Origin of the sequence: Thermoleptolyngbya sichuanensis A183 (assembly GCF_013177315.1) — a bacterium.
Lineage (GTDB): Bacteria > Cyanobacteriota > Cyanobacteriia > Elainellales > Elainellaceae > Thermoleptolyngbya > Thermoleptolyngbya sichuanensis.
In genome coordinates, this window is record NZ_CP053661.1 from 5245166 (window position 1) to 5271498 (window position 26333).

The following is a 26333-nucleotide window of genomic DNA, read 5'->3' on the forward strand; positions in this document are numbered from 1 at the left end:
CTCCCCCAATGATCCCACCAGAATACTTAGCTATTCAACAGAAGGTGTTAGCGCTCCCATATAAACCTCAACAGGTTCTTCAGTTTGTCGCGATCGCAACCTGTTGGGCTGTAGAGACATGTTAAGTGAGACAAAAAGAACCCAATTTAAGCTGTTATTGACCATCAACGATGATTCCGTAGAATTAATCAAGCATGTAAAGATAAGATAAATAACTGACCACAAGTACAGCGAGGGTTCCGCACCTCTAGATAGCTGAACGCCTCGTACAAACATTTGCAAGAAACAAACCAAGAAAATTGCGGCACCCACAAATCCAAGCTGAATCCAGAGATCAATGAATCCATTGTGGGCATTGGGAGCAAGCCATCCATAATCCTTCCAGACGGCTGCACCAGGACTATTCCAGTCCCCCCAAAATCCGCTATACCCATAGCCCAAGATCGGTTGTTGCAAACCCTGACGAATGACAATTGGCCAAATATCTGCTCGCCCAGTCAGGGTTAGATCCTTGCCCACAGAACCAACGACTAGTTCCAGCAAATCTACCAAGAAGAGGGAAGCTAAAGAACCGACCGCCGAAAGAGTGCAAATGACCGGAATCATGATTCGGTCTGGCCAAAGCGCGACCTTGATGACCATAAAAATCAGGATTAACGTAACAAAGTTAATCAGTGAGGAGCTAGAGGCAGACATGACAATCATGAGCGCTGAAACAGCAAGCCCCAGCATTGGCATCCACGAGTTTCTACCTTTTGTAGAAGATAGAGATAGAAAGATCAGAGAACTCAAAACCATCATTTGGCCGAAGGGATTTTTATGAATAAAAACTCCCCGCCATGCGCCCGCATGAATACCACTCATCCTGCCATATTGAGGAAGGGCTATCACAAAGGCAAGGTTCAGAAATAAAATGATGCCAAATGTAATTGCTAAAAGGTTGAGTTGCTCTTTCGGACTAAATCGCGTTCCAAAATAGACTCCAAATAGCGTGGTGCCAAGAAGCGCGATCGCCCTTGTCTGCGTAAGGCTTGGCTGAGCAGACCAGAGAACTGAACACACCACAAGCCCCAGGAGAATCAGGAGGAACGGACTCCTAAATAGCCGTTGAACAACATACTTCCATCGCCATAGTAAAAGCAGGAAGGAAATGCCATAGTTTACAAGAAGCAATTGTCGAATCAAGGCAAAATCGACATCCCTCAGAGAACCTGCATCCCCCTCGCTAAAGCCTCCCGACAGGAAAAGCGCAAGAATGCCGCCAGCATAAAGAGTTAGATAAGCGATAACAAATGCAAGCTCAAGGAATCGCCACAGCCCCTTCACAGCACTTACTCCTTCGTCAAGATTCGAGTCAGAATGTAAAACGATCAGTCTATAGACACATCCTGCGGGGGACTAGCTAGCCAGAACTGCGGTTGGCGACTTTAGACCAAACGTACCTTGGTCCTCCCAGTGCGTAGACACCAAGCAGTCCCACAATAATGAAATAGATCAGCGTAGAGACGGTTAGCACAATCATGAAGCCTGGATTGAGCCTTTGAAGACCTACGAAAATAGGAATCATCAGGGCGCAAATCAAGCCTGGATAATAGAACACTTCCAGAAAGTTGATTGAGAACAAACGACGAAGAGCAAACAGAAATTGTAAGAATGTCGAAACACTGACCAAGAGCGCAACCGAAACTGCGCCAGCGAGTTGGTATCTTGGCACCAGGAAAAATCCAAACAAGGCTTTGACAGCCATTGTTACAGAACCCTCGCGCATATTGATTCTTTCCAATCCGTTTGCCATCAAGACAAATCCAAACGGTCGGTTAAACGATGCCAAGACTCTTGAAAAGGAATACACAGTCAGGATGATAGCTGCATCTCGAAATCGCTCGTCACCGTAGACGAACTGTAGCAAATCTCCTCCAAAAAAGAAGAAGCCGACACAGGTTGGCAGCGCAATTGACAGGAGAATTCCAACCATACTTTGAGCAATCTTGCGCTGCTTATCTGTCCCCTCCTGAACAGACTTGACCATGCCTGGATAGGCCGCCTGCATCAGGCTATCTGTCATAATTAAAAAAGGCTGCATGAGCTGGATAATACCACCATACAGCCCGACGAGAAGCTCACTCCCTGCCACAGATAGAATCAAGAATTCGAGCTTGGCGTTAACAATTCCCAGACTATCAATTGCGAAGAAGCTGGCAGCAGACTTGAACTTTGCAACCATGAAACTTGGGTCAAGCCTCCAGTCCATCTGCATCTCTCGTGTCAACAGAACCCACTGAATCAGAAAAATCAGCGTTTCTGAAACTACAAACAGCAAAGCAATCGTGTTCACTCCATAGCCCTGCTGCATTGCCGCAATCATTGCCAAGATGCGAGAAACGTAAACAGGTACGTTTGCAGTAGCAATTAGATGCATTCTTTCTTGTGACTGAAAGAAGGCCTCAGTCATGTTGGAAAGAGAGAAGGGGATAACAGCGGCACCAATGATGTAACAGGTCAGTTTCGTTCCAGGCTCGTATGGAAGGATGGTGACAATTGCAAGCAGGCAAATATAGCCCAAGATGCTAATGATTAGCTGAAGAATCGTGCAGTTCAGCAAATAAAATGACTCATTTCTGGTGGACTCTGCTCCTTGAGCAATCATCCGGATCATCAGGTTTTTTAGTCCGTGAGATGCAATCCCGACAAAAATGTAGTAAAAGCTGAAGGCAAGCAGATATCTTCCTAGTTCATCAGCACCCAGAAATCGCGAAATGGATGCAGATAGCACAAAAGTCGCAACACTTTGCACAACTCGATTAACGAGCATTGAGGCTGAGTTGCTGAGTAGCTTACGTCGATGTTTCATGTCTATGCCGCTTACATCCAGTAGAAACCTTGAGCCTGATTCTGCGTTGAGAGTCCTTTAGGCGAACAACACTGTCTACACCAAGTTTGCAGGCTGCCTTGCAGGCTCGATGATGATGCTTTCATCAGGGCGATCGCCCCCTCCAAGTTCCCTCATGCGGGCAGCAATTGTGTTTGCATAGACTTCCAAAGAATGGCGCTCCATCACAATCTGATAGGCTCGCTCCGCTCGTTTCTTTGCTTCGTCGGGGTTGTTGAATAAATAGGATATTGCGTTCCGCAAACCTTCAGCGTCGCCCGGACGGACTGTGAGGATTGCATCTGGATCGAGATAAGAAGACAGTCCTTTTGTGGCAGTTGCAATGATGGGGCGCTTGCAGGCCATTGCCTCAATCAATGAGGTAGAGCCAGCATGATAATCGCTCTCAAACACGCTCATTACAAAAATATCTGCATCTCGATAAAGCTGAACCAACTCTCCCATCTCGTAATAGCGAAATTCCATGTTGGCAGGAACCACATCTGGGAAAGACTTCTTCAAGCGCTTTGCAAACCGAGACGCATCACACACCTTGACATCTAAATCCATATCCTGAGTTGCTGCCGCAACCAGGCGATAATCTCGATTTTCTAGACCTGCACTGGCGATAATAGGACGTTTCTTATCTGGAGAAGGGAGTCCCGGCGTGAAGAAGTTTGTATCCACGAACTGTGGCAGATACAGCACTCTAGATTTCGGGAGATTGAGATCCCTGCAAACCAGATCCTGCTGGAACTTAGAACCGACTACAAACAGATCTGTAGATTTAGCAATCCTCAGCCATCTAGCTGTGAGCCGGTTCCGTGGGCGATCAAAGTTCTGAAACAGCGAAACAACCTTAGGGCGATCCTTCTTGCCAACACAGTAAGCAGAGAAGGGTATGGATGAATCTTCGGCACTGCAGAAGACAACATCATCAGAAGTGAGCTGTTTAACAAGCTGTCTGGCCAAAGCCCAGTTTTCTGGCCGCCCTGCGAATAGCTTCGATCGCACTTTATCTGCACTGCTTGCTTCTACATTAGGCATGTCTATACAGGCACCCAGTTCTTCCTGAAGCAGCGCAATGTAGTTTCGCGGACGCTTGCCGAGCTTTATCTCTTCATTGGTCTGTGCCCAGCGCGTCCCACTAAGTACGATATGGTATTGCATTGCTTCAACCACTCCTGATGTAAATTCTATAAACACGGGCGATAAATAAAGGCAACCAGATAACTGGCTAGCAACATCCCGAAGAGCGTCTATCTCAATGAATCAAATAAGATAGACGCTTTTTCAACTTTATTGCGACTTTGCAGAGGAAGATCCAACTCCAGCGCCGATCTGGGTAGCTCCAGATAGAGCCGTAGAAGAAGTGCTGAAGTGGTACTGGCTGCCTGCATAGTAGAAGTAGCTATCAGGCTCATTGCGAACATCAACGCAGTTGAGTACCATGCCCAAAACTTGCTGACCAGACTGCTTCAGAAATTCCCTGGCTGCAAGGGCACGCGATGAATCGACAACTCCTGGGCGAACGACTAAAACCATGCCATCAGTCATCTTCCCAAGAACTGCTGCATCGGCGATGCCTGCAAGGGGAGGCGTGTCAAAGAGAACAAAGTCATACTCTTTGAGGAAGTCGTCAACCAGGGCGGCCATACGTTTGGAGTCTAATAGCGCAACTGGGTTAGGAGGTACAACGCCGCTGGGCAGGACATATAGATTCGGCATGACTTCCTGAATCACCGAATCGCTGGAAACCTGATCAACCAGGAGATTACTCAAGCCCGCAGCATTGACTAGATTCCAGGTATGGTGCTGTGCAGGTCGGCGCAGGTCAGCATCGACCAAAAGTACCTTGCGACCTAGCTGAGCCAGCGTTGCTGCCAGATTGGCCGCGATTTCGGATTTCCCTTCTTGAGCGACTGAGCTAGTAATGACGAACGATCGCACTGCTTTGTCAGAACTCAAAAACTTGAGATTGGCTTGCAGCATTTGGTAGGACGCAGCAATTGGAGACTGCGGCATATCCTGAACCACAACGCGGGGTGCAGGATGATCCAAAGCACCCAGGGCTGAACTGGACTTGCCAGATCGGGGAAAGACAGGAATCACGCCCAGGAGGGTATAGCCAAGGGCTTCTCTGGCCTCCTTCACGGTCTTGATTGAGCGATCAAATAGGTCGATGCCGAAGGCCGTCGCAACTCCTAAGAGCATTCCTGAGAGCGCGCCGGCAACCAGGAAAAGCTTCTTCTTGGAGGGAAGTGGCTCGTCGGGTATGGTAGCAGATGACACAACGCGGACATTGCCGACATTCTGGTTCTCTGCAACCTGAATTTCTTGGAGCCTGACCAATAGGGCTTCGTAGGTCGTTTGGGCAGCATTGAGGCGACGCTCTAGCTCACGCTGCTGCTGCTCTAGGCGAGGCAGTGCCCCTGCTCGTTGCCGATAAGCATTGCTGGCTTGTGCCAGAGTTTCTAGGCGAAGCACAATCCCCTGGCGCTGCACTTCCAGTCTGACTAGTTCACCAATCAAATCCTGCTGAAGTGCCCCTGCCTGGAGATCATTCCGAATGTTATTCCAGTCGGATCGAGCAACACTGACGGCTCGATTCCTTAATAGCTCTTCCAGGGATTGCACCCGGCGCTGGAGATTGGCGATCGCCGGGTGGTCTTCGGTGTAGCGAGTCCGCTCAACAGCCAATTCTTGCTGAGCCGCCTGCAACTGAGTCAGTGCTTCCTGGACACCGGCAGACTGGCTTAGAGCAGCAATTACGGTTGCTCGGCGGGGATCTGCGCCGACGCGCCCCTGCAACTGGGCAAGACGCGCAGAAGTGTCCGAGAGTTCAGCCCGCGCCTGGGTCACCTGATCTTCAAGCTTGGAGATGATATTGACAGCTTCTTGTGCCTCGCTTTCCAGCAACACTACCCCATTCTCTTCCTTAAAGCGACGCAGGTCAGAGTCGGCAGCCCTCACAGCAGCTTCGGTTTTGGGTAGCTCTTTGGCGATAAATTCTCGAGCGGCGGCTGCCTCAGCACGGTTCACCAGAACGTTGTTCTTGGTATAAACCTCGACCAAGCGGTTGAGTACGGCTGCGGCCTCCTCGGGGTCATCAGAAGCATAGGTGACTCGCAACAGATCGGTCGCTGGGATTGATCGGGCAGTCAATTTGCTGACCACGTCTTTGACCAGCATGGGGTCCCCGTTTTCGTCGCGGAGGTCGAGCGACTGAATAACCTCAGAAACGATGGGAGCAGATTGGATAATTTGCGCCTGACTATCGACCGGGTTGCTCTGTAGGGTCAACCTTTCCAGTTCGCCCAGCCCTTCGCCCACGCCTGTCAGCCTTGAGGCGGCGCTCGACCGGACTTGAAGCAAGGTCTCGGCCTCGTAGGAAGGTTTTTGACGTAGGGCGATCGCCGTAGACAGCGCAGTAAGCGTCAGGAACACAGTGGTCGCTGGCAGCCAGCGCCGTTTCAACACGTTCCAATACTTCTGAAAATCTATTTCCTCGTAATAGTCTTGGGAAGCTAGAGACATAAAAAAGTACCTTCTACAAAGACCGAAGTTCTGACTAGAAACCGTCCCACTCCTAAATGTCCGCTGAGCGCAAAGTCACCTGCTGTCAGAGAGCATCTATTCCTCAGAAACCAGACATCAGGGGCGCGACACTCACCCTTTCGAGTCTGCTAGAGCTTGCCTAAAGCTCACCTGTAGATGCTCAGGAGACTGACTTTAACCAAGCCTCATCCAAGCCGTCCGGAAACTCTCACCCCACCTCTGAATATCCTCATAATTCATTGGCTTGTGGCAATTACGCTAGTAAAAATATCTATCTTTATCGCGTCTTAACAGTGCCTCCCTGGTTTTCTGAACTTCTAATAAAGCTCTAGTAAAGGCAGAGAAAAAACAGCTTAGGCTTTACGTTAAATTACAGAGTCAGCCAACCATTGAACCTGCCTAGATTCGACCTCTTTAAACTCAATCTCTTTAAATACAACTAATACTTCTTTAAGCTCTCTTTATTTCTCTTGCAATAGCAATCTTGAACGGTTTCAGGACTTGTGTACTTGCAACAAGTTTTCTGGGTTTTGAACGATTTCTCGCGGGCTGCGCTCGCGAGAAATCGTCCAACTGCGTAAGTCCTAGGTTTGCGAGAATAGCAGCAGATTGCGCTGGTGTCATAGCTGCATTCGGGCAGGTTAAGACATAGCCTAGAGAAATGCTGATGCGTCTTCCCCTGGCAATACAATGGCTAAACCTTGCAGCGATGACTTTCGGTAAAAAGTGATGCAGCCGATCGATCTGAATGGACTCAAGAACCTGACTGCCTGACACATCTCTGGAAACCCCTGATTTCTCGTAGGGGACGCTGGCCCAAAAGCTCCTCTGACCAAGCCCTCCGGCTCCAACTCAGGAGCTATGGGCTTCGATCCCAAGACAACGAATTTTCTGGGCTTTCGGGACTTGTGTCAGGCAACCAGCTCAAGAACACGATTGAAGGGGCGTGCAATCGAACCGTGTTTGCAGTTTGGCTCGCAACCTGCTAGATTCCCCAACTGCGCTCTGGGCAGTGGGTCGTCCTTGACAACGCGACGTTTCATCATGGGGGGGCGCGTTGCCAAATTGACTGAGGCCGCAGGCTGCTGGGCGTTAACTAGACGTAGCGGACGGCTGTGCCGCTGACGGCGACCATCAGCATACTGCCACCGTTGCTGATGGCGATGGTTTCGTAGTCGATATCAATGGCGATCACGGCGTTTGCACCCAAGCGCTCAGCCTGTTCCACCATTTCGCGCATAGCGGTGTCTTTGGCTTCGCGGAGCGATCGCTCGTAGGCGGCCGATCGCCCACCCACAATGTCGCGGATGCCCGCAAAGAAGTCCTTGAAGATATTCGCGCCCAAAATGGCCTCCCCGCTGACAATGCCGAGATGATCGACAATCTGGAGGTCACCGATTTGGCTGGCCGTAGTGAGCAGGATGCCGGGTTTCGGGGCCATGAGATTTCCTCCGCGAGAAGTTTTCAGACAGATAACGGTTGCAGATCGGTTCAGGACGCGGGGCGCACGCCGAGATAGAGTTCGCTGACACGAGGATTATTGAGCAGTTCGGGACCCGGTCCTTCGATGCGATCGCGCCCAGTATCCAGCACGTAACCCCGATGGGCCATTGCCAGGGCTTTGCGGGCATTTTGCTCCACCAGCATAATCGCCATGCCCATTTGGTTAATCTGCCGAATGCGCTCAAACACGTCATTCACCAGAATAGGCGAGAGCGCCGCCGACGGCTCATCCAAGATCAGCAGCTCCGGATCGAGCATCAGCGCCCGCCCCATCGCCAGCATTTGCCGTTCTCCACCCGATAGCGTTCCTGCCCGTTGTCGCCGCCGCTCAGCCAGCCTGGGGAATGCGTCAAAAATTTTCTGCTTCAGGTTTTGCACCGAGCCGGAGCGCGTGAACGCGCCCATCTCCAGGTTTTCCTCAATCGTCAGCGACGGAAACACATTGGCGATTTGCGGCACGTAGCACATGCCACGTTGCACAATCTGATCCGATTTCAGCCCAGTGATGTCTTCGTTGCGAAAGTGAATCCGACCGCTATGGGGCGTTAGCAGCCCAAAGATGGCCTTTGCTAGGGTCGATTTGCCTGCGCCGTTGGGGCCCACGACCACCACGATTTCGCCAGGGTATACACGAAAATTTACGCCCTGGAGAATATCGAGATCCTGGATGTAGCCTGCATAGACCGATTCGACGGTGAGCAAGGGAGCCGTGGACATGGGGCTTGTTTTTTTGTTTTCTTGGGGGTTAGCGTTTAAGACGCTGCAACGCAAACATCAAGGGAACCAGGGGAGAATCAAGGAGTTTCCTGGAGATCGGGCCTTTCTTCAGGCACGATTGCCCCTTCCACGGGGCACACTTGCAGACAAATGCCGCAGTCGATGCAGGTACTAAAGTCAATCCAGTACCATTCAGTTCCCTTGTTGTTTTTGCCGGGGCCAGGGTTGATGCAGGCAACAGGGCAGGCATCTACACAGTCAGCAACGCCTTCGCAGACGTGGGTCACAATCGTATGCGGCACAGTGTTCTCCTCTCAGACAGATCGCAGGCAGGTGGGCTTGAGGCTAGCATTTAGGTCTAACTGAGTGGCCCAATAGAATTACAATCTCGCCTTTATGATCTCGCTTTGGCTGATTCAGGGAATTCATCCCAGGTCATGAAAGCCAGATCTGGCAAGACTTTACAGCACCATTGTACAGGTTATTTCTCAGGCAGGACTTACGCACTTGCGATCAGCTTTGTGGGTTTTGGACACTTTCTCACGGGTTGCGCCCGCGAGAAAGTGTCCAACTGCGTAAGGCCTATCAGGTTGTTTTTAGGGCGATCGCCCCAATAGCGGCTCAACCTCTGGCGTGCCGTCGGCGGCGATCCAGGCGATTTGCCCAATGCGGCGATCGCGGGCATAGTGGCGGGTTGCCTCCAGGCTGTCGCGGGGCATCAGGTCTACCTCCACGCGCACCAGATGGGTCGAGTCGCGGATCATCTGGGCATAGGCAAAGGCAGCGGCGATCGCCTCTGGAGTTTTGGGCACAACGAGCCAATCGCTGGGCGGCGTTTGGGCGGGCAGTTGCCCAGTGGGCAATAGGACTTGATGCAGGTCTTCGATGTTGAAGGTGAAGCCAATACCCGGGCAGGTCTGCTGCTGGGGATGATAAAGCGACAACAGTTGGTCATAGCGGCCGCCCTGCCCCAGCACCCGCTGGCCGCTGTCGCCGCTGCTGACGACTTCAAACACGATGCCCGTGTAATAGTCAAAGGTCTGCACCAGGCTGAGGTCTAGCACCAGATTGGGGGGCGAGCGGTGTTCGCGGCTAAAGCTGTCGTGCAGCAGTTCCAGCAAGGACTTGAGCGCGTTCACGGTATCGCGCTGCTGGTTGTCCAGATCCAGCGCAGACACCCGCTGAATCACGTCCGCAGGCCGGCCCCGCAGATCTAGCAGCAGCAGCGCCCGCTCCCGCAGGTCTGGGCTGAGGGGTAGAGACTCCAGTTGGAGTCGGTCGAGATAGGCGATCGCCCGTCGCACCGATTCTCGCACGGAGTCTGGAAACACCGAAAGGAGCGATCGCGTCAGCCCCGCCTCGCCCAGGATCAGGTGCCAGTCTGTCAGTCCCAAATTGGCAACGCAGTCACTCAGCAGCAGCAGCACCTCAGCATCCGCTGCGCTACCGCCTGCCCCCAGCAGTTCCACACCTGCCTGATAGAACTCGTGCTGGCTGCCCATGCCGCTGCGGGGCGATCGCCGAAAGACATTGGCATTGTAGTAGAGCCGCTGCGGATAGGTCATTCCGGCTAGGCGCGTGGCCGCAGCACGGGCAATGGAGGCCGTTAACTCTGGGCGCAGTCCCAGTTCTTCCTCGTCGCGATCCTGCACCAAAATCACGGTCGAACGCTGCACCGCGCCGCCTGCCATCAGCGTGTCGATTCGTTCCAGGGTCGAGGTAATGATGCGATGATAGCCCCAGCGGTGAAACACCTGCTGCACCCGATCCTCAATCCAGCGCTTCTGAGCCACGTCCAGCGGAAACAGATCCCTGGCTCCTGTGGGGGGTTGGTACACCATCGATGAATTTGTAATGAGTGGGTGATCGGCGGAACATCTGGGTCAAATCCCGGTTGCCGCCTATTTCTTCTTACCACCAAACAGACCAAACAACCCGCCGCCCGACTCAGGCTTGCCCTTGGGAGCAGGCTTGCCCTTGGGCGCAGGCTTGCCCGGCGTGGGCTTGGCGGCTTTGGCATCGGCTTTTGCAGCTTGGGCGTTCGCAGCGGCAAACGCAGGGTCCACTCGGCGCAACCCCTCCTCCGCTGCGGCATCTTTTGGATTTAGCTCCAGCGCCTTGCGGAAATGAATCTTGGCCATCGTGGGCTGGTTTGCCCGCAGATACACTGCCCCCAGTCGGCTGTGAATGCTGCCGTTCTTCGGGGCAATCTGGAGCGCATCCCGCAACTCTTTGACCGCGCTGGGATAATCTTGCTTGGTTTCAAACTCCTCCGCCCGTCGCAAATAGGAGGCCAAGACCGATTCCCGACTGGGCGGCGCTTTGGCGGCGGGAGGTGTCGGGGTCGGACGAGCGCCCGTAGCGGGGGTAGAGCTGGCTGCGGGGGTGGGGCTGGCTGCGGGGGTGCTGGCTGCCGCAGATTTTGCTGGACTGGTGGCGGGCGTGGGGAACTCGCCCTTGCCTGCCTTCCGCATTAAATACACCAGATTTAGCTCACTAATCTGCCCAGTGATCTCTTCAGTTTTATCCAGATGGGCGTATTGCTCGTCGGCCAGCCGCTTGATTGCCTGACGATAGGCACTGTCTAATTCACCGTAGGCGCTGGCCAGGCTGCGGGCCGCGTCACTTTGCAGCAAGATCGTTTCCTGCTGGTTCAGCGCCTGCTGCCCCTTCAGCTTCAGCACCACCAAATGCTCGTTGAACTTCTTTTCTTTTGAAAGCTCTTCGTAGGCTGGATTCACCAGCTTGGACAAAAACTCTGCCGCTCGTTTGCGATCCTCCTCTGACTCGCGACCTGAGCTATCTGGGTGGAGGCGCTGCGCCAGCCGCAGGTACTTTTTGCGAATGTCTTTTGGGTCAGCATCCACAGGTACACCCAGCACCGCGTGGTAATCTGAGCAACCCAAGCCAAACAAGCCCGATTCGAGGTTAAACGACATCAGCGCTTCTCAACTCATTCCCTAGCCAAAGTTCCCTCTAGTGTAGCTGCATTGCTCTCCAGGTGGGTCATGGTTTACCAGATGTTTGCAAGGAAATTGTTTGCAAGAAAACGGCTAAGCCTGCCAGGTGGCCGGGTCAAATTCTGGTAGGGGGCGAACGGTTTGCAAGGCCTGACTGAGGGCCGTGTGAACCCGTCCGTTGGTCGCCAGGATTCGCCCGCTGGCAAAGTCGAAAGGGCCACCGTCGTAGGCGGTCACCCGTCCGCCCGCTTCTTCCACTAGCACGATGCCCGCTGCCAAATCCCACGGACTCAGCCCCCGCTCCCAGTAGCCATCCAGTCGTCCGCAGGCGACATAGGCCAGATCGACCGAGGCAGAACCGCCCCGACGCACGCCCTGGGTGAGATGGGTCAGTTGGCAAAACTCGGCGTAGTTGGTGTCGATGGTTTCGCGGCGATCGTAGGCAAAGCCTGTGACCAGGAGGCTTTTTGACAGTTCCGCTGTGTGGGAAACGCGAATGGGCTGGCGATCGCGCGTTGCCCCCAGTCCTTTCGCCGCCCGAAACAGTTCGTTAAAGAAAGGGCAATAGACCACGCCGACCTGCGGCTGTCCCTGGATCAGTAGCCCAATGGAGACTGAATACATGGGGTATTGATGGGCATAGTTGGTCGTGCCGTCCAGCGGGTCGATCGCCCAGAGAAACTCGCTTTCGCTCAGGCCGACGTTTCCCGACTCTTCCGCCAGAATGCCGTGATTCGGAAAATGCCGCGTCAAAATCTCCAGCACCACCGCCTCCGAAGCCTTGTCTGCCTCGGTCAACAGGTCGCCGGGTCGCCCCTTTTCCTGCACCGAATCCAGCTTGCCCCAGTAGCTTTGGAGGACGGCTCCGGCTGCGAGGGCGGCTTCGGTGGCGATGTCGAGAAACAGTTGGAGGTCAGGCATGTTGGAGATTAGGAATTGAAAGGGCAGGGGGTCAGCGCTGGCTTCAAAACTAGCCGAAAGCGCCGAACCGAAAGAGCCGAACCGAAAGAGCCGAAAGAGCCGAAAGCACGAATGTTTCGAGTTTTTCGAGGGTGTCAGGCTAGCACAGCAGGCGTTGCAAGCCAGACCCTAGTCCTCCTCTAGCGGCAGGGCGCGGCGGACGCGACCTTTGCCAAAGTAGCGACCGAACTGGAGTTCATAGACCTCATCTTCATCCTGGGTTTCCACTTCCAGATCGGTGAGGGGATAGCTGACGCAGAGGAGCGCGTAGCCCTGGGCGCGGAGTTCGGGCGACAGGCCCATTGCTTCGGGCTGGTAGATATCGCCCGATCGCACGCGGACGGCGCAGGTGGTGCAGGCTCCGTTGCGGCAGGCAAAGGGCAGACGTACGCCTTGCTGTTCGGCGGTGTGCAGGATGTAGCGATCTTCAGGCACTTCGACGGTGTGCTGGGTGCCAGTCTGGCGATCGCAGATGTGAACCGTATGGGAACGAGGCATATTGGGTGATGGAAGTAGGACGCGACTGCCTTGGAGATCATACGGCGATCGCCCCCTCCTTGCCAAAGATTCGGGTAGGGATTGGGTCGCAGGAATCAGGCAGTTCGTCGGGTTAGAATCATGTTTCGGGATTAACTGGTGCCAAGGTCTGGTAATATAGAGATTCTGTGGATGAATTCTCCATTCATCACTGGCGGCCGTTGGGCTGAAAATTATGTTGAGACTTGGCAGCAAGTAAGCCGAATCAGCAAGCGTATGGAGAGATGGCCGAGTGGTTGAAGGCGCAGCACTGGAAATGCTGTTTAGGGGTAACTCTAACGAGGGTTCGAATCCCTCTCTCTCCGTTCTCCGTGGTTGAATCCGAATTACTCGGCCTCAGAGCTAATTTATGAAGCAAATCTTAAGAAGCCTGAAACTCTTGGCATGTGTGGCTTTGAGGTCATGCTTGCCCAGGAAAAGCGGTTTCTCGGAAATCCTTGATTAACAAGGCTTTCAGGCTCCTTTACAAATTAGCTCTCAGTCCTTAATTCTTTGGCTATTTGGGCTTCTGGCATCTGGCTTCCTGCCGCTGAGCGCTACTTCGCAGCGGAGGTGGTTTTATTCTGCATCCGCATCCGCTCGAAGCTGAGGCCCAGCACGCCCAGCGTCACGACCACAATGCCAATCCACTGCACAGGCTGAAGCTGGGTGCGTTCGCTCGGCGTAATCAGATAGGCCAGCAGCGCCGTCACCACCGGGCCGCTGGCAGAAATAATCGAGGCGCGGGCGGCCCCCAGCAGGCGCACACCCAGGTTATTGAGCAGATACCCCAGCAGCGTGAGCGTGCCCAGCACCAGCCCGCCCAGCAGCAGCCCCATCAGATGATCCGGCGGCTCCTCAACGCCCATCATCAGCAGCATGATATTCGCCAGCACAAAGATCGTGAAGAACTGCACGACACTGACGGGCACTGGATGGAGCTTTTTGCCAAAGCTGATCTGCATCGTAATCAGGTACAGCGCGAAAAAGATGCCCGACAAAATGGCAAAGAAAATGCCATTGGTGGACACGTTGGTAGCCTGCATCAACCGAGGCAGCGCCGTCAGCACGACCCCCGACAAAATCCCAAACAACACCACCCACCGCAGCGGCGTGGGGCGATCGCGGAATAGCAGCCACGCCAGCGGCACTAGGATCAGCGGATACATGAACAAAATCGTCACGGCGACCCCTGGCCCCGTCGCGGCGATCGCAATGTAGATAAACACCTGCGAGAGAAACAGACAGGCTCCGCTACCCACAACATAGCCTTGCAGAGCGCGATCGCGGCTCAGGGCAAAGCTGCGAATATCGCGCCAGGCGTTGGGATAGAGCCAGCGGGCGATCGCCACCATCACAGGCACCACCACCACCATCCGCAGCCACAACACCAGCAGCGAGTCGTTGAAGCTGTCCAGCGTGATCGAGCGCGGCAGGCTAAATAGCCCAAAAATACTAGTCTGTCCGCCGATGATGCCCACCACCACGTTGTGTAGAGACAGGGCAAGCGTTGAGAGCAAAATTAGCACCAGCCCCACCTGCGGCTGTGCCAGATTGGGCAGTCCGCCTGCGGGAGAACCAGACGCGGGCGATTCGCGTAGCGATCCCTTTGAAAATCGCCCAGCAGCTCGTCCAGAAAGTCGTCGGGGCGCTCTGCCCTGTTGCCAGACCCAGTAGGACAGCCCCGCCGCCAGCGTCAACAGCAGCAGCGGCATGGTTCCCACCGACAGTCCCGTGCCGCCGCCCAGCAGCGCCGCAATCAGCTTGCCCAGCATGGCCACACCCGCCAAAATCAGCAGCCCTGCCAGCACAATCCCTGCCAGCGTCGAGACGCTAAAGGAACTTGACGAAACGGTAACCGTTGGCGTGGGCCGGGGAGTCGGCGCAGTCGGGGGAGAACCGTTATCAAGCGATACAGGATCAGGCGATACATTCAGCGGCGCTGGCGGCTCGAACCCTCGCCTAGCATAACCATTCGGAGCAGACTCGCCACCCGTAGCCGTCGAGCCGCTGGGGGATGGAGCGGGTGGACTGAACAGGCTCGGTTCTGGCAAGCCTGGGCGGGCAGGCGGCGCAACGGGTTCCGACGTGAGCGTGGAATAGGCAGCAGGCTGGCTCGGCGAAACGGTTCCCACGGCTTGAAGCTGCTGATTCAGGCGGCTGACTAGGGCCTCAAGCAGCGCCTCGCCTTGCTGCTCCAGGGTTTGCATCCGGTCGATTTGCTGCAACAGCCCGCTGTGATAGACATTTAAGTCGCTTTGCAGTGAGGCTAGCGTTTGGCTCAGCGTCGCGTCGAGCAGGGACAAGGCCTGCTGCGAGTTAGCAGATTGGGCAGCAGGCGGCAAGTTGGGGGCGGCCGCCTCGCCCGGAAGCTGGCTAAGCCGTTGAGCCAGCAGGTTATAGAGATAGCCCGCCATTGTTTGGGCAAGCTGCTTGGCCCAGAGTTTTTGCTGAGCGATCTGCTGCTGGGTCAAGAAAATCTGGTGCTGGCTTTGCAGGGTTTGCTGCTGGCTTTGCAGCTTTTCAATTTCGTTTTGCAGGCGCGATCGCTCTGCCTGGAGACGCGAAATATCCTGACTCAGGCTAGACACCACATCCTGCTGGAGCGATCGCAAATCCTGCGTCACGTCCTGCAAAATCTGTTCCACCCCTTTGGAATGAGGCGTTCCGTTTCCAGGGTTGGTCTCGGTGTTTGACATTTCGCTGCCCTGATCAGGCTGATGTTCCAATTCCCCCATCGGTTTGCGACCCCAGGCTTGGTAAGATGGCGGCTACGATGCACTGCCCTGCTCTCAGAGGTTAGCCCAAATTTTACGAAAGTGCTGTAAAAAGGGGCGATCGCTCTGGAGAAATGCGTATGAATTCGGCCTGATTGAGTGTACCCGCAGCAGGGCGATCGCGCACCAAAATCTGAGAAAATCATCCCCTGACCCCAAATTTCCAATCCCCCATGCAGCCCAAGATCATCGTCCTCGACGACGACCCCACCGGGTCGCAAACGGTTCACTCCTGTCTGCTGCTGACGCGATGGGACGTAGACACGCTGAGGCTGGGGCTGGCGGACGAGTCGCCCATTTTCTTTGTGCTAACCAACACCCGCGCCCTGACACCGACCCAAGCGGATGCGGTGACGCGGGAGGTGTGTCGCAATCTAAAACAGGCGATCGCCCTAGAGGGCCTTCAGGATTTTCTCATCGTCAGCCGTTCGGACTCGACGCTGCGCGGGCATTATCCCGTGGAAACCGATGCGATCGCCGAAGTGTTGGGCCCCTTCGATGCCCACTTCCTTACGCCTGCTTTTTTCGAGGGCGGCCGCTTCACCCGCGACAGCGTTCACTATCTGGTCATCAACGGCGTGCCCACTCCCGTTCACGAAACGGAATTTGCCCGCGATTCGGTGTTTGCCTATCACCACAGCTACCTGCCCGATTACGTCGAAGAAAAGACCCAGGGGCGGATTGCCGCCGAACAGGTCGAGCGGTTCTTGCTGGCGGACGTGCGGGCGGGCGTGGCGGCGCGGCTGCTGGCGCTGAGCGGAAACACCTGCGGCGTGGTGGATGCCGAAACCCAGGACGACTTGAACCGCTTTGCGGCAGATGTGCTGGCGGCTGCCTCCCAGGGCAAACGCTTCCTGTTTCGCAGCGCGGCCAGTTTGCTGACGGCCCTGGCCAACCTGCCGCCCCAGCCCGTTGCCCCGGCAGACATGGCAACCTACGTGCGCGACGGCAAACCCGGCGCAATCATCGTTGGCTCCCATGTGAAAAAAACGACAGAGCAGCTTGAGGTGTTGCTGCAAGCGCCGGGAGTTGTGCCCGTCGAGGTGGATGTCGCCAAGTTATTGCCCGATTCCCCAATGTCCCGCGACGTGCTGCTGGCCAACCTGCTGCACCAAGTTCACGCAGCCCACACAGCAGGACAGACCCCCGTTGTGTTCACCAGTCGCCAAGAGTTGACCTTCGCCGACGCGCAGACCCGGCTAGACTTTGGCATGGCGGTGTCGCGGCTGCTGATGGACATTGTACGGGGGCTGCCCGCCGACGTGGGCTTCTTGATCAGCAAGGGCGGCATCACCTCCAACGACACGCTGAGCGACGGCCTTGCCCTCACTAGCGCCCGCCTCCTAGGCCAGATTCTCCCCGGTGTGTCCGTAGTTCGCACCCCGCCCGACCATCCCCAGTTTCCCAATCTGCCCGTGGTGCTGTTTCCCGGCAACGTGGGCGATCGCACCGCCGTCGCCCAAGCCTATCAGCGGCTATCTCAAGCCTCCTGAGTGCCACCATCTCCTGAGTGCCACGATGAATCAACGCGCTGGAAGCTCTCCAACCGCCTGACGAGTTGCCCAAAACCGCAAATCCAAAATCCAAAATCGCAAATCCAAAATCCAAAATCGATAGATGGACGCTCCCAAAATTCTCATTGGCATAGGCGGCGGCATTGCAGCCTACAAAGTGTGCGAGGTGGTGTCCACGCTGGCAAAATCTGGCGCGGCGGTGCGCGTGGTGCTGACGGACGGCGCACAGCAGTTTGTGACACCGCTTACTTTTGCAACCTTGGCCCGCCATGCCGCCTACACCGATGCCGACTTTTGGCAGCCCAGCCACGGACGACCCTTGCATATCGAACTAGGCGAATGGGCCGATGTGATGCTGATTGCGCCACTGACGGCCAACACGCTGGGCAAGCTAGCCTACGGACTGGCGGACAATTTGCTCACCAACACGGTGCTGGCCTCGACCTGTCCCGTGCTGCTAGCTCCGGCAATGAATACCGACATGTGGGAGCAGCCGTCTGTGCAGCGCAACTGGCGCTTGGTGCAGGAAGACTCACGATTTCACACGGCGGGGCCAGGGGCAGGAAGACTGGCGTGCGATCGCTTAGGTGCGGGGCGCATGGCGGAACCCCCCGATCTGGTCGCTCAGTTGGAATCGCTGCGGCATACCCAGGGACAGCGCGACCTGGCAGGAAAGCAGGTGCTAATCAACACGGGCGGCACGCGGGAATTTCTTGATCCGGTGCGGTTTATCGGCAATCCCTCGACGGGAAAAATGGGGCTGGCGCTGGCCCAAGCGGCTCAGCATCGGGGCGCAACGGTGACGCTGGTTCATGGGCCAATGAGCGCGGATTTGCTGAAGCTAGATGCGGGCGATCGCCGCATTGCCGTCACCAGCGCCGCCGAAATGCACCAGGTCATGCTGCAAGAACTGCCCACCGCCGACTGGATTCTGCTGTCTGCCGCCGTTGCCGATGTGCAGCCCGCCACCACCTATCCCCACAAACTGCCCAAAGCCGACTTGCCCGCTGCCCTGCCCCTGGTTCCCGCGCCCGACATCGCCGCCGACCTGGGCCAGCGCAAACAGCCCAGCCAGCGATTGATTGGGTTCGCCGCGCAAACGGGTGACATCGTAACCCCAGCGGTCGAAAAACTGGAGCGCAAGCGGTTAGATGCGATCGTCGCTAACCCCATCGATCTGCCAGATAGCGGCTTTGGCAGCGACCACAATCAGGCCGTGTTTCTGGATAAGACGGGCAGAAAAAGGGCGATCGCGCCATGCAGCAAACTCCTAATGGCGCATCGGCTCTACGACTTTGTGCAAAGCATAGAGTAACCAAATGATGGCTCGACGAAACAGCAGACGAGAAACGCCAACTCACCCATCCCGTCTAGCGCTATCGCCTCATTCCAGCCCCATAACAGTTCCACATCCGTCCCATAAATGAGACATAAATGAGAAACGAGTGGCAGCAGTATGAAATCTGAGAAGTGACCGCTTACCCGCCTCTTGGTTTTTTGCAACCCGTTTAGAAATGACAGCTTAGAAATGACAGCCCATTCGCGTTAGCGCTGAAACTTTGGTCAACTTGTCTGTCGCAAGCCCTTCTAGCTCGTGCAGTTCTAGCCAACCCTCTTGAACCAACTGGGCAAACACAAAAATCAACACTGAATACCGATAGTCATACTTCCCTTCCAGGGCGTGTCGTCGCGCACTGAGGAAGTCATGAAGCGTCCACAGGTCATCCACTTCGCCGACCCTGTGGGCCCGCTCTCGCACTTCCTTCACCAACGCCTGAATTTCACGCTCATAGGCTCGCTCGAAGGCTGCCCGCGCTATCTCTTTCTCAGCCTTAGACCATTGGATATCAGTAGCTTGCATCTTAAAAGCCAAACCCCCCGCAGCAGCAAGAACCTATGCAGCAATTCTTAATGCGACACGTATCATAATGTAAACCTATGGTACGTATAATCTCATAAATTCTCAGAATTCGGGGAGGCAGTTTGCCAAAATTTCATCCATTAGGTTCCATTAGGTTGAGATCAGCATTTTTCTCTGAAGCTTGGCAACCGATACCACGGAACCCTGGGAAACCGATGATGTCGTGGGTGATACTGCCCAAAGTGATAGCAGGTGAAAAACGACCAGAGCCACTGCCCCCACTGGGTTTGTGAAGGATTGAGAGTGCGATCGCCCGGCCGCAGCAACTCCGGCACTTGAGGCCCCAGCTTGCCACGATGGGGAAGATAGGTGCCAAATACGAACAGTTGCACCGAACTCAGCACAAACGGCAGCAGCACGAACAGAACGACCCAGCTCCAAGCCATCGGAACCACTTGGCTCATCCCCCAAAGCAGCAGTCCCCAGCCGCCCAGCAATCCCAAAATCGACGAAACCGCGATATATTCCCGAATAAATTTCACATACCAGCAGAAGGGATGGGTGTGCGTACCGTCATGAAAGTCAGGATCGCGTGTTTGTTCGGGATAGCGATGATGCTGATGATGATTTGCACAGCAGCTTGAGTAGGAAATAGCGGCGTATAACCCAACGGCGATCGCCCCTATCCAGTGATTGATGCGTCGGTGATTGGGCAGCAGATTCTGATGCATGGCATCGTGGCCAATTACAAACAGACCCGTGTGCAAAAACGTGCGAAGGAGAACTGCGAAAATAACGCCGGAAACCGAAAAACTGGCAGAGTCTACTGATAGAAACAAAAGCAAACTGACGACCCAGCCTGCGAAAATCACAGCCGCAAGAAATATCCCAGTCACAGTGCGATAACCACTCTAAAAATCGCCCATACCGAAAAGCGCCCTCTGTCGAAGAGAGCGCACTAAAAATCGCAGGCTCAGAGCCGTTTAATGATGCCTATCCACTAGATGCATCCCACTTTTGTAACCCTCACCCTAAATTCCTCTCCCGCCTTGGGAGAGAGACTTCCGATCAGGAGCATCCCACTTTCGATGAAACAGTCAACTGGCGAGCTGTCCATTGAGGTAGGCACAGCGCAGACTCAACATGGCATTAACGGAGGCCGTATTCCAGCGAGCACCCGAAATTTGGAGGCGTCGCCCAATCTGTTTGACAGCCGATTCTACGGCTCCTGATCCAATAGAACAGAGTTGCTCAGCCTGGTAGAACCCATAATTCACGATGCGAGAGCGATGGGTGCTCAGATAGGCTTCAAAATTGCGGGCTTGCTTGCGCCGACAGTCGGCAAAGAGGGCCCTGGCGGCTTCCACTTGACCTTGCCATAACAGCATTTCCGCCGCTGCTAAGCGCTTGAGCGACCCACCGACTTTGTAGAGGTTTTCTTTGAGATGGTACCAATCGAGGATTTCCCAACGGGTCTCAACGGTGGTGAGTTGAGCAAACAGATTCCACACCCCAGCGTGACCATCGCCCAGACAGACCAGTGGGGAGAGCAAGCGTTGAGCGCTGAGATAATCAATCAAGCTGTCATTGTCTTGGAAGAAGGCGTTGTAATCAATCCCCTCCACCCGCACCGCTTTGTAGTCTCGCCACGGGCTATCGGACTCTAGCAGGTCACGCAGACGGACTTTGCCGCCATCAATGCTGACCTCACTGACGCCTTGTTTAGCCTCGGCAGACTCGAACGACTGACGCCCCACCAGACGTTGTTGGGTCGAGTGCCCGACCCGCATCCCGGTCAGGGCTACGATGTCATCCTCTGCATCTTGAAACGATTCGTTGGCACTTAAGCGTAGGTTGGCTTTCTCTAGGCCACCACTGAGACGGCTGTAAGCCTTTACGCCTAACCGTTCTGCCTGACTTTGACGAATCTCAAGGACCCCTACCAAACTCTTCAATCGGCGAACCCGGCCTCGGGCGGGGTAGGCTTTCTGGTTGACAAAAAAAGGGCAACTCGAGGGCTCACCTCCTCTAGCATTTGCCGTCGTACAGTCTGCTCGATGCCTTCTAGACTATCGAGCCCTCTCGGTTGCTATTGCGATACAAAATCTCGGCGATCTCTGCTGTACAAGCTTCCAATCGCTTTTGGTCTTCAGGTGTCATGGTGAGTCATCCCTGGGGCTACCCTCCCATTCTCACCCTTCGCACTGTTTTCGCGAAAGTGGGATGCTTCCCTTCCGATCCGGCTCCCCTTCTCCCTCTTTGGGAGAAGGGGCTGGGGGATGAGGGCAAATTTGCAGAACTGGGATGCGCTCTGTCCACTCAGTGCAAACTAACCCTGTTCCATGAACCCATTTCACCTAGATAGACTCATCGAGCGAGATTGAGCAACTCTTTTGGAGAAGCCAAAAGATCAATCGCCACGAAGAAAATCTTGTTTTCAGGATTCAGCAAAAAGCGCCATGCAATATTCATACCGACGCTCGCACCAAACCAAGGCGTTTGCACTTTGCCCGTCACTTTGACCTGGGTATAGCCGTCTTCGGCAGGTTCAGAAATACCCCGCTCTGGCATCAGAACCAGGTTTTGGCATTCTTCTCGAAAGAACCGCAGAATTGCATCTCGGCCTACAATCGGACGCTGGAATGGCGGCTGCAACGCACCATCGGGAACAAACAGCGCAATCAGCGACCCAAAATCATTCGCATTCAGGTTGTCCATATAAGCAAGAACGGTCGGGTTGTCAACGCCCTCAATGCTGACTTTGGTGCGTTGAGATGCTTCTTTGGGAACCTCTAGGGGTTCAGCAACCCGCTCGTACTCTCCCAATTTATTGGGATCAAAGCCCATATCCACCACTGCATTTCGCAGAATGGTAATTTGCTGTCCCGAATCGAGTTCTCGTAGCGTTTGCAGCACTGCTGATGCGTTAGCCGACAACTCATAATTAGGCGGAATCGGGGCAACCACGCCCTGCTCCATCCACTCACCCAACTGATACCAAAAACCCAGCTTGATGTTGGGCGACCAGGATGCATAGGTGCGGCAGATTGGCGTATCTGCATGATTTGCCAGATCGAACATCACCTGAGTTTGCTCTGCAAAACTCATCTGGCGAATCTCATTCAGGGTTGGTTCTGCAAACTGCATCCGGGCAGCACCAGGAGCCGCAACGGTGACGGTTTTTCCCATTTCCAAATAGGCAAACCAGATCCAGGCAAGCTGGTCTTCGGTGCTGAGCTGATTGAATCGGGCAATGGTTGCCGGAACGACATCAGCGGCCAGGGTATTTGAGAAGATCCCACGAGCGGAATCAATTGTGAATGGCATATTCAGTCCACCTTCATACTTGATTAAAAATCTCCGAAGGATACAGAATCTGAAGCCTTCAAAGAGGACAGGCAAACTCTAAGATGACTCTCGACTGATAGTTTGAGTCAGCTTATTTTGCCTATCAGTGTATCTGAAGTGATGTGTTGGCTTAGGTGAGGTGCTGAATTACAAACACGACACCCATCACGTCTACTCTTAAGCCTACAGAAACATGGGGACAAAATGCAAACCACGAAGAAACCCTAAAAGCTTTTGATAAACTCTAGGGTTTCCATACTATTTCCTCAAGGTTGAGCCATTTTTATTTGCCCATAAAGGTGGAATTTGGTGCTCAGTTTTCTTGACTTTTGGAGCGTTTTAGACGGGGCTTTTGAAAACAGTTCTGACCAGACTTTTTAGCAGCGAGATTAGGCCGTTTTGAGGCGATCGCCCCGTCCAAATTCCTGAAGCTGGTGCATGTGGTGGCAGAGGTGCCAGCAGTACGCTTCGGGCAGGCGACAGGTCACGGCTCCGCGCAGCACTACATTAAAGTACCAGTCGTTGGGGGCTTTTTCTTCGGGCAGCTTGTGCAGCGCGGTGTAGGTGCGAACGTTGTCGTAGGTGCGCCCGTTAGCCTGCACGGTGATGATTTCGTGGCGATAGCTGACCTCGCGGGCATCGAGGCGATCGCTCAACCGCAGCGGCAGCCGATACAGCACGCCTTCGACCGACGACTGCTCATCGGGTACAACATCCAGCACGCCGCAGTCGCGAAACTTGGAATAGCAGAAAAAGCCCAGTCGATAGCCCCGCAGCGTGGCATGACCCATGACGTAGGCGTGCGTCGGCTCACCAAGCGATCGCTTCAAGTCCACCGGACACATGCAAGAGCCGTAGGCAAAGTATAGAAATGAGGGTTCAACGGACTCAGGGGCAAGATGAAGTGGGCGATCGGCAAGGTTCATAGCACTCTTGAACGGAAATGAAGTCTCTACTGTCCGGCAGTCCCCCCTTATTAAGGGAACTTCAGGGGGATCGGTTCGGCTGCAAGGCACTCAAAGCGCCCTCACTTTAGCTTTTTGACTTTCGCAGGATTTACGCACTTGCGATAGGGTTTCTGGGTTTTGGACGATTTCTCGCGGGCGCAGGCCGCGAGAAATCGTCCAACTGCGTAAGTCCTATTCGTTAAAGTGAGAGTTTACTAAATCGCCGCGCAGTTTGCAGAAACCTGGTTGACATTTTCCCTCCCAATTCTCCAGAATACCGGGAATCTTGCCGAATTGTCCACAAACCCGACCGAAGAACCGTAGTTTAAATCTCGCCCAAACCCGAGCAATCCTGGCGAAGTGTTCCAGTGAAGTGTTCTAGTGAGGAAATAATACCGACTGAACACGGCGCTGCCAAGTAACGAGTCATGCAGGATGCCTGGTTTCGCTGAGTTGAGCCGTTGGGCGATCGCCCTGATGCCCATGCAGCCTGACCCAAAAAGCTGGGCATTCTGTGGAAGGAAGCGTGTTTTACTCTGACTGATTGACCGTGACTAATTGACCGTGACTGATTGACCGTGACTGATTGACCGTGACTGATTGACCGTGACTGACTGACCGTGACTAATTGACCGTGACTGATTACAACCAGGGAGACTTGTAGATGAAAGAACAAAACCCAGCGGCCGCGCTGCTCTCAGCAATCCACTTTGCGGCAAATAAGCACCGCGATCAGCGCCGTAAAGACGTGGACACTTCGCCCTACATCAACCACCCGATCGAAGTGGCAGAAATTTTGGCACGGGTTGGCGGCGTGAGCGACGTAATTACCCTGCAAGCGGCAATCCTGCACGACACGCTGGAAGATACTGAAACCACGCCAGCAGAACTGGACGCAGCCTTTGGCGTAGAAGTGCGGCAGGTCGTGGAAGAAGTCACCGATGACCGACAACTGCCCAAGCCGGAACGCAAACAGCGCCAGATTGAACGCGCGCCGTACCTTTCCGAGCGGGCCAAGCAGGTCAAGATTGCCGACAAAATCTCCAACGTCCGCTCTGTCACCGAAACACCGCCAACCCATTGGACGCTGGAACGACGACTGGAATATCTAGACTGGACAGAAAAAATCATCAACGGGCTGCGAGGCGATAACCCAATGCTAGAAGCGTATTACAATCAGATCTTGTCTACTGGACGAGCTAAGATAAAGTCTTAAATCACTAGATCACTGATCACCAGATCACTAACTTGCTTCCTGAGGGGCGATCGCCCTTATTTTCCAGCGAGCGTTCTTATTCCCCACGGCACAGGCATCTTGGGCGATCGCTCACTTAGCTTAAAAGCTGACAGAATCGGAGTGCTGACGGCTAACCTCGACGTTTTGCAGCAGTTGTACAGCAGCGGACGCTCATGCCTCAAATCAATCAAATCAAATAGCCAATCGCCCACTGCCAGAGCGCGTAGCCCGTGCGGCTGAGGTGAATGCCGTCGGTGGTCAGGTCGCGGCGCAAAATGCCCGAAGGCTCCTCGGCAAAGAAGCGCTGGAGATCAACATAGGCGACTTGTTGCTGGCGGGCGATCGCCTCCAGGTTTTGGTTTAGCGCAAAGATTCGCTCTGGCGGCAGGGCAGGCAGCCGCGTCGGCAAGATGGAATAAATCCAAATGCGGGCCTGGGGGTGCGTCTGGCGGAGGTTTTGCATAATTTGGCTAAGGTTATTCAACACCTCGGCATTGGACACGCCGCGCCGCAGGTCGTTGATACCGACCATCACATGAATATCTGCTGGGCGCGTGTCTTGAAACAGCGACAGCCGCCGCAGCACGCCCGCCGTGGTGTCGCCCGAAATTCCCTGATTCAGCCAGAAGCGATCGCGGCTGAGTTGCTCTACGGGAAACCACTGGCTAATGGAATCGCCCACCAGCACCGACAGTCGGTTGTTGCCCTGGCCTGCGGCCATCGCCCGCGCTTCGTAGCCCAGCAGAGTGACCCACTGTTCATAGGTTGGCTGTTCGGTCGCGTTGATCCACTGCTCTGCAAAACTGTCGGCCGCAATGCGCGTGTAGGTTCGCCCCTGCCGCAGCGCCGCCCACCGCTGCTGATACTGCTGGGCCCCGCTTTGGGGACGGACGCGGCTAGTCGGCACAACGTCTGTCAGGACTGGGGCTGTCAGTGTTGGGGCTGTCAGCGTTGGCGCAGGCGCAGAGGATGACGCAACGGCAACCTGTACGGGCGATCGCCCTGCTGTCATGCTCCGAACGGCGCTGGCTTGGGGTGGGCGGGCTTGAGACCCATCGCTCTGGGAAGCAGCGTTCTGAGCAGTGGTTTGCAGCGTGTTGAACCTGGGCGCTGGGGTGGAAGGCTGTGCGGTAACAGGCTGTGCAGTAACAGGCTGCGCCTGGGCTGTCCGCTGGAGCCGGGGCAGGCGCGAGATTCGGAGCGATCGCCGTCTGCCCGTCCAGGCTCCCCCCGTTTCAGCAGTCCGCAGGTTTTCCGCCGAGGCCCGCTGCGAAGGCTGGCTAAATTCTGGCTGCACCACCTGATCTGTCGCAGCCTGCACGGGAACAACAGCGGCTTTTGCGTCGGGCACTCCTGCCGCATCGGCAGGCGGTGGCAGCACGGGCAGCAGGTTTGCAGTGGGCAGCGATCCCGCATTTGCTCGACTCAGTAGCCCTGCCGCCAGCAACAGCAACTCACTCATGGCTCAATCATCCTGCACAGTACCTTTTTCCTACTTGCAGGCGATCGCCCGCCCATCAGGAGAATTTAGCCAGAGTTTAGCCACAAGTTGACTGCAAATCTGAA

20 protein-coding genes, 1 tRNA gene and 1 pseudogene are annotated in these 26333 nt (G+C 54.9%); 4 read left to right on the forward strand and 18 right to left on the reverse strand.

Going from position 1 to position 26333, the window contains the following annotated elements:
• Window positions 1-30 precede the first annotated feature (30 nt).
• From HPC62_RS21770 to HPC62_RS21820, 11 genes are all read right to left on the reverse strand, one after another.
• Window positions 31-1326 (reverse strand): O-antigen ligase family protein, encoded by a 1296-nt coding sequence (locus HPC62_RS21770; protein ID WP_172358496.1) that lies wholly within the window; start codon window positions 1324-1326, stop codon window positions 31-33.
• 76 nt (window positions 1327-1402) lie between these two features.
• Window positions 1403-2851, reverse strand: a complete 1449-nt coding sequence (locus HPC62_RS21775) for an oligosaccharide flippase family protein (RefSeq protein ID WP_172358497.1) — start codon at window positions 2849-2851, stop codon at window positions 1403-1405.
• A gap of 75 nt (window positions 2852-2926) precedes the next feature.
• Window positions 2927-4039 carry a glycosyltransferase family 4 protein gene (locus HPC62_RS21780; RefSeq protein ID WP_172358498.1) on the reverse strand — a complete coding sequence of 371 codons (1113 nt, stop codon included), beginning with the start codon at window positions 4037-4039 and terminating at the stop codon, window positions 2927-2929.
• Window positions 4040-4168: 129 nt separating this feature from the next.
• Window positions 4169-6406, reverse strand: coding sequence for a GumC family protein (locus HPC62_RS21785; protein WP_172358499.1), 2238 nt, complete (start codon window positions 6404-6406; stop codon window positions 4169-4171).
• A 1117-nt stretch (window positions 6407-7523) separates the two neighbouring features.
• The gene (locus HPC62_RS21790) at window positions 7524-7850 is read right to left on the reverse strand and encodes a heavy metal-binding domain-containing protein (protein ID WP_172359107.1); all 327 of its coding nucleotides are present in this window, start codon (window positions 7848-7850) and stop codon (window positions 7524-7526) included.
• A 68-nt stretch (window positions 7851-7918) separates the two neighbouring features.
• Window positions 7919-8647: an ABC transporter ATP-binding protein gene (locus tag HPC62_RS21795; RefSeq protein WP_172358500.1), complete on the reverse strand. Its 729-nt coding sequence runs from the start codon at window positions 8645-8647 to the stop codon at window positions 7919-7921.
• A gap of 77 nt (window positions 8648-8724) precedes the next feature.
• Window positions 8725-8949 (reverse strand): indolepyruvate ferredoxin oxidoreductase subunit alpha, encoded by a 225-nt coding sequence (locus HPC62_RS21800; RefSeq protein WP_172358501.1) that lies wholly within the window; start codon window positions 8947-8949, stop codon window positions 8725-8727.
• Window positions 8950-9243: 294 nt separating this feature from the next.
• Complete coding sequence (locus HPC62_RS21805) at window positions 9244-10488, reverse strand: ATP phosphoribosyltransferase regulatory subunit (protein WP_172358502.1); 1245 nt, start codon at window positions 10486-10488, stop codon at window positions 9244-9246.
• 60 nt (window positions 10489-10548) lie between these two features.
• On the reverse strand, window positions 10549-11586 hold the full coding sequence (locus HPC62_RS21810; protein ID WP_172358503.1) for a J domain-containing protein: 1038 nt from the start codon (window positions 11584-11586) through the stop codon (window positions 10549-10551).
• Window positions 11587-11700: 114 nt separating this feature from the next.
• Window positions 11701-12528, reverse strand: a complete 828-nt coding sequence (locus tag HPC62_RS21815; RefSeq protein ID WP_172358504.1) for an inositol monophosphatase family protein — start codon at window positions 12526-12528, stop codon at window positions 11701-11703.
• 168 nt (window positions 12529-12696) lie between these two features.
• Window positions 12697-13065 carry a 2Fe-2S iron-sulfur cluster-binding protein gene (locus HPC62_RS21820; protein ID WP_068510268.1) on the reverse strand — a complete coding sequence of 123 codons (369 nt, stop codon included), beginning with the start codon at window positions 13063-13065 and terminating at the stop codon, window positions 12697-12699.
• A 257-nt stretch (window positions 13066-13322) separates the two neighbouring features.
• On the opposite strand from HPC62_RS21820, the gene HPC62_RS21825 reads away from it, so the two are divergent.
• Window positions 13323-13409 (forward strand) — tRNA-Ser (locus HPC62_RS21825).
• Window positions 13410-13640: 231 nt separating this feature from the next.
• Here HPC62_RS21825 and HPC62_RS21830 read toward each other — a convergent pair.
• Window positions 13641-15782: an EamA family transporter gene (locus tag HPC62_RS21830; protein ID WP_225906800.1), complete on the reverse strand. Its 2142-nt coding sequence runs from the start codon at window positions 15780-15782 to the stop codon at window positions 13641-13643.
• Between the two features lie 251 nt (window positions 15783-16033).
• Between HPC62_RS21830 and HPC62_RS21835 the strand changes: the two genes are divergently transcribed.
• Both HPC62_RS21835 and coaBC read left to right on the forward strand, forming a co-directional pair.
• On the forward strand, window positions 16034-17353 hold the full coding sequence (locus tag HPC62_RS21835) for a four-carbon acid sugar kinase family protein (RefSeq protein WP_172358505.1): 1320 nt from the start codon (window positions 16034-16036) through the stop codon (window positions 17351-17353).
• A 124-nt stretch (window positions 17354-17477) separates the two neighbouring features.
• Entirely contained in the window at window positions 17478-18689 is a 1212-nt protein-coding gene (gene coaBC, locus HPC62_RS21840) for a bifunctional phosphopantothenoylcysteine decarboxylase/phosphopantothenate--cysteine ligase CoaBC (protein ID WP_172358506.1), read from the forward strand.
• A 207-nt stretch (window positions 18690-18896) separates the two neighbouring features.
• On the opposite strand, the gene HPC62_RS21845 is transcribed toward coaBC, so the two are convergent.
• From HPC62_RS21845 to HPC62_RS21865, 5 genes and pseudogenes are all read right to left on the reverse strand, one after another.
• Window positions 18897-19235 (reverse strand): hypothetical protein, encoded by a 339-nt coding sequence (locus HPC62_RS21845; protein ID WP_172358507.1) that lies wholly within the window; start codon window positions 19233-19235, stop codon window positions 18897-18899.
• A gap of 161 nt (window positions 19236-19396) precedes the next feature.
• Entirely contained in the window at window positions 19397-20107 is a 711-nt protein-coding gene (locus HPC62_RS21850) for a fatty acid desaturase (protein WP_172358508.1), read from the reverse strand.
• Window positions 20108-20332: 225 nt separating this feature from the next.
• Window positions 20333-21395: pseudogene (locus HPC62_RS21855) on the reverse strand (ISKra4 family transposase).
• Window positions 21396-21602: 207 nt separating this feature from the next.
• Window positions 21603-22562 carry an orange carotenoid-binding protein gene (locus tag HPC62_RS21860; protein WP_172358509.1) on the reverse strand — a complete coding sequence of 320 codons (960 nt, stop codon included), beginning with the start codon at window positions 22560-22562 and terminating at the stop codon, window positions 21603-21605.
• 410 nt (window positions 22563-22972) lie between these two features.
• Window positions 22973-23509 carry a gamma-glutamylcyclotransferase gene (locus HPC62_RS21865; protein ID WP_172358510.1) on the reverse strand — a complete coding sequence of 179 codons (537 nt, stop codon included), beginning with the start codon at window positions 23507-23509 and terminating at the stop codon, window positions 22973-22975.
• A gap of 685 nt (window positions 23510-24194) precedes the next feature.
• Here HPC62_RS21865 and HPC62_RS21870 point away from each other — a divergent pair.
• On the forward strand, window positions 24195-24746 hold the full coding sequence (locus HPC62_RS21870; RefSeq protein WP_172358511.1) for an HD domain-containing protein: 552 nt from the start codon (window positions 24195-24197) through the stop codon (window positions 24744-24746).
• Between the two features lie 208 nt (window positions 24747-24954).
• Here HPC62_RS21870 and HPC62_RS21875 read toward each other — a convergent pair whose 3' ends face one another.
• A complete protein-coding gene (locus HPC62_RS21875; protein ID WP_172358512.1) occupies window positions 24955-26229 on the reverse strand; it encodes a GDSL-type esterase/lipase family protein in 1275 nt (424 codons plus the stop codon).
• Window positions 26230-26333: the final 104 nt, after the last annotated feature.